15 protein-coding genes are annotated in these 16,767 nt (G+C 39.6%); 7 read left to right on the top strand and 8 right to left on the bottom strand.

The genetic code is table 11. The features are described 5' to 3' along the window. The first annotated feature begins 27 nt into the window (after positions 1-27). Positions 28-6,477, top strand: a complete 6,450-nt coding sequence (locus Q9Q35_RS11440; protein ID WP_304653480.1) for a GDSL-type esterase/lipase family protein — start codon at positions 28-30, stop codon at positions 6,475-6,477. A 238-nt stretch (positions 6,478-6,715) separates the two neighbouring features. Here Q9Q35_RS11440 and Q9Q35_RS11435 read toward each other — a convergent pair whose 3' ends face one another. Next, positions 6,716-7,738, bottom strand: a complete 1,023-nt coding sequence (locus Q9Q35_RS11435) for a branched-chain amino acid aminotransferase (RefSeq protein WP_304653479.1) — start codon at positions 7,736-7,738, stop codon at positions 6,716-6,718. A gap of 94 nt (positions 7,739-7,832) precedes the next feature. Further along, positions 7,833-8,711, bottom strand: a complete 879-nt coding sequence (locus Q9Q35_RS11430) for a LysR family transcriptional regulator (RefSeq protein WP_304653478.1) — start codon at positions 8,709-8,711, stop codon at positions 7,833-7,835. Between the two features lie 100 nt (positions 8,712-8,811). On the opposite strand from Q9Q35_RS11430, the gene Q9Q35_RS11425 reads away from it, so the two are divergent. Together Q9Q35_RS11425 and Q9Q35_RS11420 are read left to right on the top strand one after the other, a co-directional pair. Further along, positions 8,812-9,219 (top strand): cupin domain-containing protein, encoded by a 408-nt coding sequence (locus Q9Q35_RS11425; protein WP_370648915.1) that lies wholly within the window; start codon positions 8,812-8,814, stop codon positions 9,217-9,219. A 13-nt stretch (positions 9,220-9,232) separates the two neighbouring features. Next, on the top strand, positions 9,233-9,553 hold the full coding sequence (locus Q9Q35_RS11420) for a carboxymuconolactone decarboxylase family protein (protein ID WP_304653476.1): 321 nt from the start codon (positions 9,233-9,235) through the stop codon (positions 9,551-9,553). 127 nt (positions 9,554-9,680) lie between these two features. Here Q9Q35_RS11420 and Q9Q35_RS11415 read toward each other — a convergent pair whose 3' ends face one another. Beyond that, positions 9,681-9,929 (bottom strand): hypothetical protein, encoded by a 249-nt coding sequence (locus Q9Q35_RS11415; protein ID WP_304653475.1) that lies wholly within the window; start codon positions 9,927-9,929, stop codon positions 9,681-9,683. Positions 9,930-10,017: 88 nt separating this feature from the next. On the opposite strand from Q9Q35_RS11415, the gene Q9Q35_RS11410 reads away from it, so the two are divergent. Beyond that, positions 10,018-10,785, top strand: a complete 768-nt coding sequence (locus Q9Q35_RS11410) for an epoxyqueuosine reductase QueH (RefSeq protein ID WP_004050993.1) — start codon at positions 10,018-10,020, stop codon at positions 10,783-10,785. Between the two features lie 705 nt (positions 10,786-11,490). On the opposite strand, the gene Q9Q35_RS11405 is transcribed toward Q9Q35_RS11410, so the two are convergent. Together Q9Q35_RS11405 and Q9Q35_RS11400 are read right to left on the bottom strand one after the other, a co-directional pair. Further along, the gene (locus tag Q9Q35_RS11405; protein WP_304653474.1) at positions 11,491-11,727 is read right to left on the bottom strand and encodes a hypothetical protein; all 237 of its coding nucleotides are present in this window, start codon (positions 11,725-11,727) and stop codon (positions 11,491-11,493) included. Positions 11,728-11,956: 229 nt separating this feature from the next. Continuing rightward, on the bottom strand, positions 11,957-12,298 hold the full coding sequence (locus Q9Q35_RS11400) for a hypothetical protein (RefSeq protein ID WP_304653473.1): 342 nt from the start codon (positions 12,296-12,298) through the stop codon (positions 11,957-11,959). 132 nt (positions 12,299-12,430) lie between these two features. On the opposite strand from Q9Q35_RS11400, the gene Q9Q35_RS11395 reads away from it, so the two are divergent. Then, on the top strand, positions 12,431-13,153 hold the full coding sequence (locus Q9Q35_RS11395; RefSeq protein WP_304653472.1) for an NrtR DNA-binding winged helix domain-containing protein: 723 nt from the start codon (positions 12,431-12,433) through the stop codon (positions 13,151-13,153). Between the two features lie 59 nt (positions 13,154-13,212). Here Q9Q35_RS11395 and Q9Q35_RS11390 read toward each other — a convergent pair whose 3' ends face one another. From Q9Q35_RS11390 to Q9Q35_RS11380, 3 genes are read right to left on the bottom strand one after another with little or no spacing between them, the layout of a single operon-like run. Then, positions 13,213-14,220 (bottom strand): sugar transferase, encoded by a 1,008-nt coding sequence (locus Q9Q35_RS11390; protein WP_304653471.1) that lies wholly within the window; start codon positions 14,218-14,220, stop codon positions 13,213-13,215. Positions 14,221-14,263: 43 nt separating this feature from the next. Then, entirely contained in the window at positions 14,264-14,698 is a 435-nt protein-coding gene (locus Q9Q35_RS11385) for a MarR family winged helix-turn-helix transcriptional regulator (protein WP_304653470.1), read from the bottom strand. 2 nt (positions 14,699-14,700) lie between these two features. Continuing rightward, positions 14,701-16,059: an MFS transporter gene (locus Q9Q35_RS11380; protein WP_304653469.1), complete on the bottom strand. Its 1,359-nt coding sequence runs from the start codon at positions 16,057-16,059 to the stop codon at positions 14,701-14,703. 274 nt (positions 16,060-16,333) lie between these two features. Between Q9Q35_RS11380 and Q9Q35_RS11375 the strand changes: the two genes are divergently transcribed. Beyond that, positions 16,334-16,600 (top strand): ACT domain-containing protein, encoded by a 267-nt coding sequence (locus Q9Q35_RS11375; RefSeq protein ID WP_304653468.1) that lies wholly within the window; start codon positions 16,334-16,336, stop codon positions 16,598-16,600. Between the two features lie 11 nt (positions 16,601-16,611). Beyond that, positions 16,612-16,767, top strand: a 156-nt coding sequence (locus Q9Q35_RS11370) for a DUF711 family protein (RefSeq protein WP_304653497.1), incomplete at its 3' end; no start/stop codon positions are given.

Here is a 16,767-nt window from a genome sequence, read left to right as displayed (position 1 = left end):
TATTCGGCTGATGGTAATGCGAAAGTAGTGACTGATGATACTGGTAGTCATGCAGCGATCGTGGGGACTGATCCTGATAGCTCAGTAATGCAAAAGATCTCAACGACTGCTGGAAAAGAATACTCCTTTGAAGCCGATGTAAGGTTAGATACTGATATTGATTCGGGAATGTATTTAGTCGCTAAAGAAGTCACAAACGGACAACCTGGTAAAGTGTTGCAACAGATCGAACTAACAGGTGTCAAAGGTGACTTTGCTCACAAAAAATTCACTTTTACAGCAACGACAGCTCAAACCTATATCGGCTTAGTCAAAAAAGTCGACCAGGCACTCGCTCTAGGTGCAGGGGCAAGTTTAGACAATGTCAGTGTTAAAGAAAATGAAAAATATGATCTTGTTTGGGAAGATGATTTCAAACAAGATCAACTTGACCAAAATACTTGGGGCTATGAACTGGGTAGTGTACGTGGCAATGAACAACAGCACTATACTGACAGTAAAGATAATGTTTATCTTGAAGATGGTAAGTTAGTCTTACAGATCACTGATCGTAGAGGAGAAGATCAATATACTAATCCGCGTGGGGGAGCAAATGGACGAGAAGTGATCTATGATTCGGGGAGCGTTCGAACAGCTGGGAAAAAAGAATTCCTCTATGGAAAGATCGAAATGCGTGCTAAATTGCCAAAAGGTAAAGGAGCATTTCCAGCTTTTTGGACATTGGGTTCTGATTTTACTTTAGATGGTGATATCTCAGCTGATCAAGGTTATGGTTGGCCTAGCACTGGTGAGATAGATATCATGGAACTTATCGGTTCTCCTAATGGCAAACATGCAGGCGAAGTAGCTGAAGGTGATCAAAGTAACAGTAAAGTTTATGGTACTCCGCATTTCTATTATGAAAAGGGTGATGCTGATAAAGATGGCTCTTATTCTCCATACGAAATGGGAGGTAATCTTAGCCTAAACAAAGACTTTTATGATGAATTTCATACTTTTGGGATCAATTGGTCACCAGATAAGATCGAATGGTATGTTGATGGTGTTGTTTATAATACTTTAGATCTGACAGCAGATGAACGGGCTAAAGCTGCTGCTGCTTGCTTCAATAAACCACAATACATCCAGCTAAATTTAGCAGCTGGTGGCAATTGGGCGAAGAATGCAGGTTATTATCTGGGAAAAGATGATACGAAGTTTATCATCGATTACGTTAAATATTATCAGTCAGATGAACAAAAAGCCGCAGCCGCTGCGTATTATGCAACTGTGCCAAAAATCGACGGTATCAAAGATATCACAATGACTGAAAAGACAGTCCCTGATCTTTTAGCTGGTGTAAATATCAGCGACAAAAACTATCAACTCGATTATTCAGTTGAAGATGAATATATGTTCACCAATGCTGGGCAAAATACAAATTCGACTTTACGAGTTTCAGGTGTGGCTGATCAAGCTAAGTTAAAAGAACTAGCCCCAGGTGTCTATAATATTTATTACAGTGCAGTCCCTAGGGGTGTTGACCTGACTAAGACTCCAACAGCTAAAGTCATCCATCAGGTTGCTCATCTAACAGTCTTACCAGCTGAGGGACTAGTCGGAAAAACAGGGGAGACTTTGGCAAGTGTTGCTTTACCGCAAGGATTTTCATGGCAAGATCCAACACAAGTCATCGGAAGTGCTACAAGTTATGGTCTTAGTTATCAAACTAAAGGCGGACGCACTGTGTTGCTTGAGTTACCAGCAGAGCAGATCCATGAGACAGGTTTAGTAGTTCCAGAAAATAAAGTTATTTTAGAAACTAATGATCATCAATTTGATGGGACACAAGCTGAAGTTGAAAAAAATAGTGTTGCTTTACAAGATAAACTCACTGAGATTATGCACTTAGGGCAAGGGACATTTACGTTTAGGTATCAGTTAGATCCTGACGATACGATCGTGAGAAACTCACAAGTTTTAGCCTTGATGTCGCTTTCTGTTAAGGGAACTTCAAATGAATATGCAACGTTTTATTTAGATACGAAAAATAATAATGTTGGTTTAGAATTTAGAGGAAAACCGATCGTCAAATTCGCAGTCGAGGCTAGCGGGTTGAGCAACTCAGATTGGCATACGCTCAGTTATGTTTTTACTGGACAACAGGTTAAGCTATATTTGGATGGAAATCAGCTCGGAGCGACCGAGTTTACAGGTGCTTTGAGTGATCTTAGTTGGGCAAACAAAGTTGATACTTTAGCCTTAGGTGCGGTCTTGCGGAAATACGATGGTGTTTCAGTGTGCCATTGGGGACTAAAAGGTAAGCTCGATCAAGTTATCGTGTCAGATCAGCCAGCTGATGCTGAAATGATCGCTACGCTTCATCAAGCGACTGCACGTAAAGAACCAACGGCAGGGAGTCTTTTTGATAAATATTCTGAAGGCGTTTTTGAATATCGGATCCCATCGTTAGTGAAAACCCCTCAAGGGACACTTGTTGCAGTTGCTGATGCAAGAAAGAAGCACTATAACGATTGGGGCGATGTAGCAACAGTAGTTAGAGTCAGTCATGATGATGGTAAGACGTGGAGCGATAACATCGTTGTTTTAGATCTAGCTACACAACCATATTTTACGACTAATTATAGTAAAGCAGATTGGAATACCAATATGACTCAATCAGCTTTTACGATCGATCCAACGTTATTGACGGATTCTAATGGCAAACTCTATCTCTTAGTTGACGCCTATCCAGAATGTCAAGGGGCAGTAAATTCAAAGGCTGGCTCAGCCTACGAACAGATCAATGGGAAAAATTATTTAAAACTCACGGATTTTAATAATCAGACTTATACTGTGCGTGAAAATGGGATCGTATATGATGCTAAAGGAAATGCGACTGACATGTATGTTGATGAAGGAAATTTTGCAACAGCCTTTAGTACCAAAGGAGACCTTTACCAAACAGGAAAAAATGGGGCATCTGCGACTTATTTAGGTAACATTTACTTACGTAGTGGTCGTGATAAAACTGGAGTGACGCGTCCTGGATCAAAGACAGCACCATTATTTACAGCATTAACTGGTTTTTTGTGGCTATTGACAAGTGAAGATCAAGGTCAAACTTGGTCAGCGCCGATGGATCTGACTCCAGATATCAAAGAAGATTGGATGGGTTTTATAGGAACCGGAGCAGCTGCTGGGCGTGAGATTGAAGTAAATCATGATGATGGAACAAAAACGAAGCGGTTGATTTTCCCGATATACTATACTAATCAGCAAGGTACAGGTATGGGACGGCAAAGTAGTGCTAACATTTACAGTGATGATGGTGGTCAAACTTGGCGTCGGGGCGAATCACCAAATGACGGGCGTATCTTTGGCAATGGACAGCATACAAATTCTAAGGATTTCAACACTTCAGTTACTGAACTGACAGAAAGTCAGATCGTTCAGTTGAATAATGGACATCTCTTACAATTTATGCGAAACACGGGTAAAACGATCGCGATCGCTTCAAGTACAGATTATGGTCAAACTTGGAATGATAATGTAACTGTGACTGATCTGCCTGAACCTTATGTCAATCTTTCAGCGCTCCACGTGAACTTAAACGGCAAAGAATATATTGTATTATCTAATCCTTTAGGTGATCCTCAAGGCGAACAGATCCAAGTGCGTAATCAGCGAAATAAAGGGATCTTGCGTATTGGTGAGGTCCAAAGTGATGATTCGATCAAATGGTTAAGTGCCAATGTTTTTGAGCCGTTTCGTTTTGCGTATTCAAGTTTAGTCCAACTTGATCCCAAAACAGTCGGGCTTGCATATGAGCATAACGGCCATATCAAATACCAAACCTTTGATCTCGAGCAATTATTAGCCACAAAAATACGTGAAGATGCTGTTATTTTACGTAGCTTTGAAAAAGAGATCAATGGTGATCAATTGTTGCTCAAAGTTAAGTTTGATACTCCAGTTTTTATTACTGGTGAACAAAAATTAGCGCTTCAGATCGGCGATAAGCAAGAAGAAGCTATTTATGTAAGTGGTAATGGAACTAATGAACTTGTCTTTAGTTATCAATTAAAGAAGACGGACACAGGTCAGATCAAAGTGGGCTTACAGACAACGAAAACAACAATTGCTAATAAATACGGTTTTAATGCAACAGATACGACTAAACATACAGTAGGTTTTATCGGCGAGATCAAATCTGGGGCTGCGATCACAGAGATGTTTGATAAAAATGCTGGTGATAAAACTTGGGTCTTTGTCGGAGGTGAAACGACTCAAGGGGGATTTGATCAAACTGGAGGCGCTAGAAACTATGTTGGACAATTCGAAGAGTATATTCGGTGGATAAAATCAGAAACTGAACTAGGGCGGCAACGCTATACGATCAATACTGCGCAAAAAGGAATGGATCTAGCTACGATCTTGGCTAATTATGATGAATTAGTTGCTAAATATAGTCCTAAAGCAGTGGATTATTGTTTAGGAAAGGAAGAACTTCAAAAAGAGGATCTGATAGCTTATCAGCAAACTTTGAGTGCCTTTATCGATCGTGCTTTGATAGATGGTTTTGTTGTTTTACAGATGCCATATGCAACTAAAGATGAGGCTGAAAATGAGCAGATCAAACGTTATATCGAAGCCACAAAAGCAGTCATCGCTAAGTATAGTAACGATGACCGGATCGATAAGATCGTTTTAGTCGATCATTTTTTTGCAACAGATAATGATGGATTTAAACAAAATTGCTTAAATGATGATGGGACATTAAATGCTAAAGGGCATTTGGAGATTGGACGACAATTAGCTAAAGCAACGCTTCAAACAACGGAAGGTTACCTAGGTAATGATGTGAAATTAGACCTAAACGCTAAGCCGGAAGCAACTGAGTTTTTGAAAGAAAGTCCAAAGGTGACATATAGTGATGGTAAGCTATCGATCGAATCAGGTCAAGGGACCTGGCGTTATGAGCTAAAAATCGGTCCACAAATTTTAACGGGTGATTTTACGAATCAAACTTCACTTGAATTAAGTACTTTTGCAGGACAAAATTACGAGCTAGTCGTAACGAGTGCAGATGGTAAAATGCAGTTAAAAACAGTTACGGGAACTTTAGATGACCAAACAGCTGCAAGTGTTAAAACACAAACGTTGGATAGAAACCAACAGCGGATAAAAGAACTTTTGGAAAATAAGCAAAGTGTGACTTGGCTTTTTATGGGGGATTCGATCACGCATGCAGCAGCTTGGACACTTGGGTATGACGGGATTGCGCAGTCATTTGAAAAATATTTAACTGATGATCTTGGACGGACACAAGATGTTGTCTTAAACACAGCTGTTTCAGGGGCAACGGTTGCAAGTACCATGGCACAGATCGATCAAAGATTAGATAAATATTCACCAGATGTGATTTCGATCATGTTAGGGACAAATGACGTAGCCAATACTAAATTGACCCCAGAACAATTTAAAGAGCAGTTACAACAATTGATCGAAAAAGCGCGTAAGAAGAATGCAATCATTATCTTACGGACTCCAACACCTTCGCCACAAGCAAGTCGTGTCAAGCGGATCCCTGAATTTATCGAAGTGATCAAACAGATCGTAGCGCAAAATGAAGATTTGTTACTAATTGATCAATATACACCGTTTAAGGAGTTAGTGGATAAATATCCGTATCTATGGGAAAAAGAGAATTTGTTTGTTACAGACGGGATCCCGCTTCATCCAGGACCAAATGGGCAACTACTTTTAACAAAACTCTTTATCCAAGGTGTTGGCTTAAGTCAGTATGGTAGTCATATCGAAGAATTGGAGTATCTTGTACCAACGACAACGACTTCGATCCCACAAACGCCAACCATTAGTTACGATGATCAAGCACAGACCATAAGTCTTGATCTAGCTAAAGTCACTGGAGTCGATTTGTCAAAAGTCGCTGAATATACTTTAGTTGCTAAAGAAAAATATGGGACTAAAGTATACCAAGTCACAGGTACAGCTGGTATTTTGACATTAAAAGGATTGTTAGCAGGAAAAGAATATGAGATAAGTTTACAAGCTGCAGGAAAAGATGCTCCTGTAAATTATATTTGGCAAACTGTGACGGTTGGTGAAGAGTTGCTAGAAATTCCAACACCTCCAGTAAGTCCAACTATGCCAGACGTATCTGAGACCCCAGAGACAAATGATCCAACAATACCAAAAGACCCTGGAACTACAATATTACCAAAAGATTCAGTCATATCAAACTTACCAAGTACTTCAAATATTCCAGTAATGTCAACTAAGCAACCACATGTTGACAAAACTGTGTCGATATCAATGGCAACAGAAAATGAGGACGCTAAAGATACAGAACTAACAAAATTACCACAATTAGGTGAAAAAACTAAGCCATCAATTGTGGGGGCGCTTTTTGTAATGTTAGCTTCTCTTTTGGGGATGGGATCATTACTTGATAAAAAGCGAAAAGGCAAATAATTAAAGAATAGTAGGAAATATAGCAAAAGAGGCTGTGCCATAAGTAAAAAGACATCTTTAAATTCCGAACGTTGGAATTTAAAGATGTCTTTCTTTACCCTGAAAATACTAGTTTTTAAGACTTTACAGGGTTTAGTAACAACTAAACAATGAATAGTAACTTCTTAGTGGTAGTTTTCATTAATATATAATATTAAAGACTGATCATGCCACAGCCCCTTTTGTTTGTGTAATAGCTTTATACTTTAACGATCCACCCTTCAGGCGCTTTTTTATCGCCAAATTGGATCCCGGTCAATTCATCATAGAGTTTTTTAGTAACGGGACCAACTTCTGTTTCAGAGTAAAAGACGTGTAGTTTATCTCCGATCTGGAAACCACCGATCGGAGAGATCACAGCCGCAGTTCCACAGGCACCAGCTTCGACTAAGTGATCAAGATCATCTAAGTAAATATCTGTTTCTAAAGTCTCCATCCCCAGACGCTCTTTAGCGAGATAGAGCAGTGAATATTTGGTGATGCTTGGTAAGATCGAAGGGGATTTTGGTGTAACGAACTTGTTATCGTTGGTGATCCCAAAGAAGTTAGCTGAACCAACTTCTTCGATCTTTTTATGTTCAAGTGGATCTAAATAGATACAGTCAGAAAAGCCTTGTTTTTTAGCTTCGGCCCCTGGTAAGAGACTAGCTGCATAATTACCACCAACTTTGCTTTGACCAGTACCCTTATGAGCAGCACGGTCATAATTAGCCGCTAAGAAGTTAGTTGGTTGGAGACCACCTTTAAAGTAGTTACCAACAGGCATTGCAAAGACGGTAAAGATGTATTCTAAAGCGGGATGGACACCGATATTTGGTCCGACCCCGATGATATTTGGACGTAAGTAAAGGGTACCACCTGAACCATATGGAGGAACATAGGCTTCATTTGCCTTTACCACTTGCTTTAGAGCGTCGATGAACATCTCTGTCGGTACTTCTGGCATCAATAAACGTTGGCAGCTTCGTTGTAATCGCGCTGCATTTTGATCGGGCCGAAAAAGATTGATACTACCGTCTTTACAGCGATACGCTTTTAGGCCTTCAAATGCAGCTTGGCCATAGTGAAAGACAGGTGAGCCTTCATTGATCGCGATCGTCGCGTCCTCAGTCAAGCCAGCTTTGTGCCACTGGCCATCCTTATAATGTGCTCGGTAACGATAGGGTAGCTCCATGTAGTCGAATCCTAAATTTTCCCAGTCAAGATCAACTAGATCAGTCATAAAAATTCCTCCTTTGTAGGCTGGTTAGATCGCCTTATATGGATTATAGCACGCTTTAGAGGATTATGAAAAAATAATTAAAACGGCTCGATAATTAAAGCTTATTATTTTTAACAAACTCGATGAACTCTTGAGCTGCGAGCGATAATTCAACATTTTTACGCCACGCTAAAATGTGTTTACTATGACGAAGTGGAGTAAAGGGGATAAAGACGAGCTCAGAGGTATCAAACATCTCAAAGGCACCTTTAACACATAAGAGGCAAATATCACTTTGTCTCGCTAAAGTCGTAACATTGCCCAAGAGATTGCTGGTACCCAAAATATTGGCACTAGTGGGGATCGATTTGAGCCAAGCTTGAAGCTCACTACGGACGATCCCGCGTTTGGGTAAGAGCAGAGTCTCATTTTCAAGGTCTGCCCCTGTAATGGTCGCTTTAGTTGCGAGCCGATGGGTTTTGCGAACAACGACCCCCCAAGTCTCAGTTTGTTTCAAAGTTAAATAGTTATATTTAGCCACTTCGATCGGAGCGATCAAAAAACCAAGTTCCAGATCATTTTGATCTAAACGTTCTTTGATATCATTACCATCGGCATCGGTAATGTTGAAGTTCACAGCAGGATAATTTTGGTGAAAGGCAAGACAAGCCTGCATTGCGAGAGGAGAAATACTGGTTTCAACACAGCCGATCTTCAAAGTCTCGACGAGGATAGTATTTGTCTGCTGGATCTCATTTTTGGTCTGGTCCCAAAAGCCTAGCAGTTCACGGGCGCGTTTTTCAAAGACAAGCCCCGCCGTTGTCAAAGCCAGTTGACGTTTGCCACGGATAAAAAGCTTAGTCCCTAATTGTTGTTCAAGTTCCATTATCTGTCGGGAAAGGGTCGGTTGAGTTAGGTGTAATTTGGTAGCTGCCTTGGTGATGTTGCCAGTTTCTGCCACTGTGAGAAAGTATTCAAGTAAACGCGTTTCCAAGTGATCACTTCTTTCATGCAAAATATGAATAACTTATGACTCATTATAAGTATTTTACATTATATTGAGCTGGACATAAAATAAAAGTGAAAGGGGTGTTATGATGATGAATGAATTTGAAAAAGAAAATATTTTCGGCTTAGGTCAAAAAAATAAAGCGTATGCGAAATACTTCAATAAGGATAGTTTTTTGCAACAATTGATCGCAGGGAATGATAATGTTGATGTCAATGTGGCAAATGTGACATTTGAACCAGGATGCCGCAATGATTGGCATATTCATCATGATGGGTACCAATTATTGTTAGTTACAGCTGGTCAAGGCTGGTATCAGGAATTTGGTAAACCTGCTCGTCGCTTAAAAGCTGGTGATACGGTCAAGATCAATGAAAGTGTCAAGCATTGGCACGGTGCAACTAAGGATAGTTGGTTTGCCCATGTGGCGATCACCAAGGGAACGAGTGAATGGTTAGACGCAGTTTCTGATGAGGAATATGCTAAATTATAATGAGGAAAAGTAAATGGTAGAAAAACAAACAGCCGGTCGGGATAACCTGGGAAATTTTGCGCCCAAGTTTGCCGAATTAAATGATGATGTTTTATTTGGTGAAGTTTGGTCACGAGAAGATAAACTATCTGCCCATGACCGTAGTGTGATCACTTTATCAGCTTTGATCTCAGGGGGGAACTTTGAACAAGTTAGAACCCATATGAATATCGGCAAAGCTCATGGGATCACCCAAGAGGAGATGGCTGAGATCATTACGCACTTAGCTTTTTACGTTGGGTGGCCGAAAGCTTGGTCAGCTTTTAATATCGCTAAAGAAGTCTGGGGCGAATGAAAAAGAGTGTGGGACAGTACGGGTAGCTTATAACAGATAACAGGCGATCCACCTAGATGCACATTTTGCCTCTGGATGGATCGCTTGTTATTTTGTGCTGTGGTTATATAGCGTAGATGCATAACGGTCACTTTTTGTTAGTGGCCTTTTTTTGCTTGCGCCGTTTAGCTAAGAGTTTTTCTAAACGTGGGAGATAGAGCATGAAGATCACACTGATCAATGAACTTAAGACGAAAAATAGCAATAAAAATAGTATTAATAGTAGTATTTTTGAAACGTTATTTAAAACGCAGGTAATGAAGCCCCCGCTAACGATCAGAGTGATGACAGTCAGGATAATAGTATAGCGTTGTAGTTTAGCGCGATATTTTTGCATAAGATCCCTCTTTTCTAAAAAATATTATACACGATAATAGTGTGCTATACTGTAAAATAGAAATTTTATTGAAAGAGGGTCAGGTTTTTTGATCGATCTGCAAGATATTTTGGCAAAAATGAACTTAAACCAAAAGATCAACTACGATAAAGTCATGATGAAGATGGTCTCGACATGGCAAAAAGACCAAATTCGTCCCAAGATCTTACTGCACTCCTGTTGTGCTCCATGTAGTACGACGACACTTGAGCGCATGACAGAATTTGCGGATGTGACGATTTATTTTGCTAATTCAAATATTCATCCTCGTGCGGAGTATCAACGGCGTGAATATGTCCAACAAAAATTTATCCATGATTTCAACGAAAAGACCGGTAACAACGTGCAATTTGTGGCTGCCCCATATAAACCACAAGAATATTTCCAAGCAGTACGTGGGTTAGAAAAAGAGCCTGAAGGTGGCGATCGCTGTAAAGCTTGTTTTGACTACCGATTAGACATGGTAGCCAAAAAAGCTGTCGAATTGGGCTTTGATTATTTTGGGAGTGCATTGACGATCAGTCCACATAAAAACTCCCAAACGATCAATTCGGTAGGGATCGAGATCCAACGTTTTTACGATGTCAATTACTTGCCAAGTGATTTTAAGAAGGGCAATGGTTACCGCCGTTCAGTTGAGATGTGTAAGGAATATGACATTTACCGTCAATGTTATTGTGGTTGTATCTTTGCTGCTAAACAACAGGGTGTTGACTTATCGCAAACTAGACGGGATGCCCTAGAGTTCATGGAAGGTAAGAATGGGACCGAAGAATTTCCCGAGATCATCTTCCAGATCAATGGTGAAGAAGTATAGAAGAAAATGCCTGTGACTTCATAGTGTCATGGGCATTTTTAATACTAACGAGGAATAAACCATGGATGGCAACCGACCAAAGAATGTCTGTAGTGCTAAGGATCTTGATCATTTTGCCGTTCGTGGTAAAGGTCAAGGTAAAACCAACACTTAGAGCAAGATAGTGCGTTGTTTTGACACTTACAAGCATTTTTTACGGTAAGATAGATCAAGACCAACCAAAAATATGGTATCGCTTGGAAATAAAATCTGTTTTTACAATCGTTATGAAATCAGCTTGTTATTTTTCAGTGAGTCTTGATTTGTTTTTGCAACTATTTCAGCATTGGCTGGAATGTGGCTGAAAATCCTGTAATTGCGCTAACTGTTCAGGTGTTAAAGCAAAAAATTCGAGTGTATTTTTAATTTAAAAAGCTGTAAGTAGACATTTGTGCTTTCTGAAACAATATATGTCTTTTCAAGCGGGACCGAATTGTTGGAGTAAAAAAATATTCCAGTAAAAGTAGTAGTAAGTGATAAAAGCTAATGAGGACCTATAATATAGGTATTGTTTGGTAACAGTAAAGGTTTGCAGCTAGATCTCCCCGAATAGACCTTTTTTATTATATAGTTTTTAGTAAACGGTTTTAATAGAACAAAATAAAAAGCGCATCCCCCAAAGAGAAGATGCGCGGGTAAATCTCAAATTAATAGACTTGACCGACTTTAGATCTTGTCAAAGTCGAATTCAACACTTTCAGTGTTTTTTCGGATAATCGAATATAGACGTTTAAAGATAGGGTCTGAAATAAGGTAACTAATATCTTCAGACTGCGAATCTTCAAGCTGAACTGGCACATTTTTGATCTTATGACCAGAGATTTGAATATCTTTTTTTACGATAGTCTTGTCTTTAGCCAAGTTCTCAGTGTCAAACGCACGAACACGTCTAAATTTAACCATTGTATTCTTCCCCCTTGCAAAAATTACTTTAAATTCTACCATAGTAATTTGCAAATGCAAGAAAAATTTTAAAAATTGTGAAAACATAAAGTTAATATTTTCTTAATATATAGACTTTTTCTAACTATACCAGCAATGTAAGCAGGTAAGTATATGAAATTTATACTCTAGTCACTGGTTAAGCTAGGGGGAATATGTTATGGTTAAAAATCATCAACGACGATCGCTATTAATCGTTTCCGATCGCTGCGCTGACTTGAGCCGATAAATTACGCCAGTAGAGCAGATCATTATCTGCTAGATCTTGTGAAAAGGTCTCAAAATCTTTTCGCGGATAAACTTTGGCGATCTCTTCTCCCAGACTTCCCGTAATCGTTAAGATCATATCGGGCTTTTCCCACGCGGTCCCCCAATATGGACCCTCAAGTGCTGTGTCGAGCATATCTTGGACACCGTCTTGCGTCATGTCGTTGATGACACTTTCTCTGGTAGCTGTGTTATAGCCATTTGCTTTTAACCAAGCTAACTTTTCGAGTGCTTGGGGCAGATCATTTGGTATTAGATGTAACATTGATATTTTCCTCCTTGTTTTAGCTAGCTATATTATAACAAGTTGGCTTTTGATCAACAGGGAAAATGGAAACACCAGGATAATTTAGGAAAGGAAAAGCTATACTTTTATTCGAGATAGTTGCCAAAAAAAATGAAAATCAGTAGAACACTTATCCCGTTTGATGTAAAGTTGCTCAATATCATCTGGTGTTTTGATCGGATGACTAACCAAGTGAAGGTGATCCTAAAAGATGAGGGTGACTGGACTTTACCTGAAACTTATCTTATCCAGGATGAGGATGCCCTTGATGCGACGATCAGACTGACACGTGAGTTGACAGGGCAGACTGTTTCACCTAAAAATATTGAACAATTAGAGACATTGACCAATCCTAAGCGATCAGTTGATGGAAAACGCCTAGTGACAATGGTCTATATGACTTATTTACCGGAATTACCGGATATGATGACTTCGACCTTGGAACTATTTACCTTAGAAAACTTAAACAGCCACTATTATTTCACTAAAGGTGAGAAACAATTAGCGGTAGCGACAGTTGATACAGAAGCTGAGTATTACCAAAAACGATTACGAAAAAACAAATTCTACCAAGTCAGCGATTATGCTTTGAAAAAGGCTTGTTTGCACATTCGGCGCTCGTTGGATACACAACCAGACATCTTGAAGATCTTGGGTGAAGCTTTTACTTTGCGTGAAGCGCGTAGCTTATATGCACCGTTTTTAGGAGTAAGTTTTCATGAGATAGATAATTCGAACTTCAAAAAGACACACCAGCGACTTTTCCGAGAGATCGGAAAAGTAAATAAGCGCGGGCCAGGACGTCCAGCTAGTCTGTATCGCTTACGCTTTTAAATGAACTAAAAAAACAAGCTTTCCTGGGAAATATTTTCTCAAGAAAGCTTGTTTTTTAGTTAGGCTTGTAAAACTTCAAAAACTGCTTGAACTAAGGCTTGCTTAGTAAAGTAACCTTGTTGGAGCAGTGGAGCAAATTCTTTGACCGCATTTTTGTATTGCAGATACTCTTCTTGGGTGAGGCTCTCTAATTTTTCTAAAGCTTCGGCGATCGAATCAACTGCAAAACCAAGGTTATTTTTGATGATCAGCTCTTCATTTGAGATGCCACGCGGAATGATGACAGGTAGACCCGCAGCCAGATAAGTTCCTAATTTATAGGAAATATATTTGGAAGTATATTCTTGTGTATAGCCACCGTCATTCCAAACCAAACCAAAACCACCATTTTTAGAAAGCTTGATGCAAAGTTCGGCATCATTGAGCCAACCTTCATAGATAAGGTTCAAGTCAGTTGCTTCAGGCTTTTTAGAAGCAAACAAATGCAAGGGAGTATCATATTGCCAGTTTTGAACAAATGTAAATTTTGTTGGATCACCCGCGAAATTTAAACGTTTGACCTCGGTGGTATCATAAAGCATATTAGCATCTAAGGGATGATCCCACATGTGTTGAACAACATATTTTTTCTCTGTCAGGCCATTTTCTCGTAGGAAATGATACATCTGTTCAGAAGGCACGATCAAAAGTTCGGCTTTTTGATAAAAATCGATAAATGTTGGCAGCAAGTAGCGATTTTCAGCAAACATCAGCGGCGTCACATCATGGATAAAAATGATCAATTTTAACTTAGAATAGCGTTTGAAGTGATCGACCAAGGCGTGATCAAACTCGATCGTATTCCAAGATGGCGCTTGATAGATGACGATATCATTATTGCTTACAGAAGCGACCATACCGTCGAATCGTTTGCCAAGTTCAGTTGAGCTATCAACACTAAAAGGATAGTTGTAGATGCCGATCTCGTTAAAGCCCAGTTGTTTTCCAAACTGGAATGTCATATTTTGGGCTATCTGAGCGACACTATTTTTAGCCATTCCGTGAATGTTGGTCATGTGAACTTTCATTATGCATACCTCATATATTTTTAATTCTATTATATGGTATGACTCATACTTCTGTCGAATTATGTGGCTGATAAGCTATGGTCACTTTATCTAGTAATTCACCAAATACTTTAGCTTCACTTGCAGTCAAACTAGCCAGCGAATTTTGATTGACCTGTTGATAGATATCTTTGATCTTAGGTAGGATAGCTTCACCTTTAGAAGTCAAAAATAATTCTGAACGGCGGTGGTCATCATCAGAAAAACGTTTGCTGATCCAACCATCGGCCACTAATTTGTTGATCTGGCGGGTAACAACGCTTTGGTCACGATGTAATGTTTTGATGAAATATGCTTGGCTGATCCCAGGGGTCTCGGCGATCTTTTCGAGATAAAAATAATTTTTATCGCTGAGTCCGATCTTTTCATATTGAAAATTGAGTTCAGTTCGCAATTTGTGATTAAAAATTGAAACTAATTTGTCGATTCGTGGCTCCATGATCAAGCATCCTTTCGCAAATAAAGACTAAAGCAAGTCAACATCAATAAGACCAATCCGACTGTTACCCACATGGAAAGACGCATCCCGGCTGTAAATGTCGCTGGAATATTGGATAAAACGATCAAGATGGTGATCGAGGAAGCACCGAATGCTTGGCGTAAACTGTTGTTAAGTGCTGTAGCATGGCTGACTTCATCGGGATAAACATCAACAAAGGCTTCTGACATCGCTGGTGAAAATACGAGAGCATTTCCGATCATGCGAAGCATATAAGCACTTGTCAAGAGCCAAACAGGTGTAGTCTCAGAGATCATGACAAATGGGATCGCAGCGATCAACATCAAGATACCGCCCGAAATGATCAAATATTTAGGACCATGCTTGTCGTAAAGACGGCCGACTAAAGCTGCACTGAGCGCATTAGCGATCGCACCAGGTAACAAGATCATCCCAGAGACCATACTATTTAGGTGTAAAACATTTTGCGTGAAAATCGGAAGCATTTGTTCGGTCCCAAGTAAGACCATGAAAGCACAGATCCCTACTAAAGTCATCAATCTAAATGAACGATTTTTGACGAGTTGAACTTTGAGCATCGGCTGTTTGAGGCGAAGCTGACGTTTAACAAAGATAAAGAGGATCATAAGCCCTAAGACTAACATGATCCAGCCTTGTAAAGCTGAAGTTTGAAAGAAAGTCAAACTTGCTAAAGTCGATCCTGAACCAAGCAAGGATAGACCTACGGAGATAAAGTCGATCTTGATATCCTTAGGTTCAGAGAAGTTAGGAAAGGCAAAAAATCCGATCAACCAAACCAATAACATCATTGGTAAAACTAAGATAAAAATATAGCGCCATCCCAAAGTATTGACGATCAAACCGGAAAGTGTCGGTCCGATAGCTGGGCCAAAAGCGATAACTAGCCCAGACATCCCTAGGATCGTGCCTCGTTTTTCGAGAGGATAGATCGAGATCATCGTTGTCATTTGAAATGACATCAAGATCCCACTAGCACATGCTTGGACTAAGCGGGCAAGTAGCAAGATCCAAAAATCAGTAGCAAAGCATCCGATCAAAGTCCCTAAGATAAAGATCGCGATCGTAGTCAAAAAGATATTGCGTTTTTGGAATTTTTCATACAAATTAGATGAGAGCGGCGTGATGACCCCGATCATCAAAGTATACCCCGTTGTGAGCCATTGAACTAGAGTCAATGAGACATTCATCTCATGTTCGATGACGGGTAATGCAGTGATCATCATCGTTTGACTAGCTAAGCTGACAAAACCAGAAAATAAAAGCAATATAGTAACGATCAGTCGGATCTTAGGATCGATCGTTTTAGAAATATTATCCATAAATAAAATCCTTTCACTAATTAAATTCATGCAGATGCATATAAATACTCAATCTATATTACATGTAATTGCATGTAATATCAAGTGGAAGAAAATATTTCCCAGGTTAAGTAATTTCTTGCGCTTTAGGTAAGTTAATTATATATTTAAAATGTCGTTTGGTAACTAGGGTTTGTTGTAGTTGAAGAAAACTTTTCTTCGCACTGTGAAGTAGTCGTGCTGCGAAATGCAATGCCGCATTTCTTCGCACTGTTATATATAGGGGGCATACATAATGAAAGCTATTTTAACTGTTGTTGGTCAAGATAAGGTCGGGATCGTTGCTGAAGTCAGTCGCTTTTTGGCTGAACAGGATATCAATATTCTCGATATCAGTCAAACTATTTTAGAAGGCCACTTTACTATGATGATGGCAGTCCAAGTTACAGAACAAAGCGATCTGCAAATTATCTCAACTAAACTTGTTGAATTGGGTCAGACCTTGAAAGTTGAGATCAATTTGCGCAATGAAGAAGTTTATCGCGCAATGCACCAACTATAGGAGGAAAGTTCATGGAATTTGATAAGGTTTTAGAAACGATCCATATGATATCTGATCAAAAGCTTGATGTCCGCACTGTTACCATGGGGATCTCCTTGATGGATTGCATTGATAGTGACAGTGATGTGGCTTGCCAAAAGATCTACGATAAGATCACTACCAAGGCT

The sequence above is a fragment of the uncultured Ligilactobacillus sp. genome (assembly GCF_948826705.1).
In the GTDB taxonomy this organism is placed as follows: Bacteria; Bacillota; Bacilli; order Lactobacillales; family Lactobacillaceae; genus Ligilactobacillus.
Note: the sequence above shows the minus strand (reverse complement) of the source record. Positions and strands in the feature narration are given on the sequence as shown.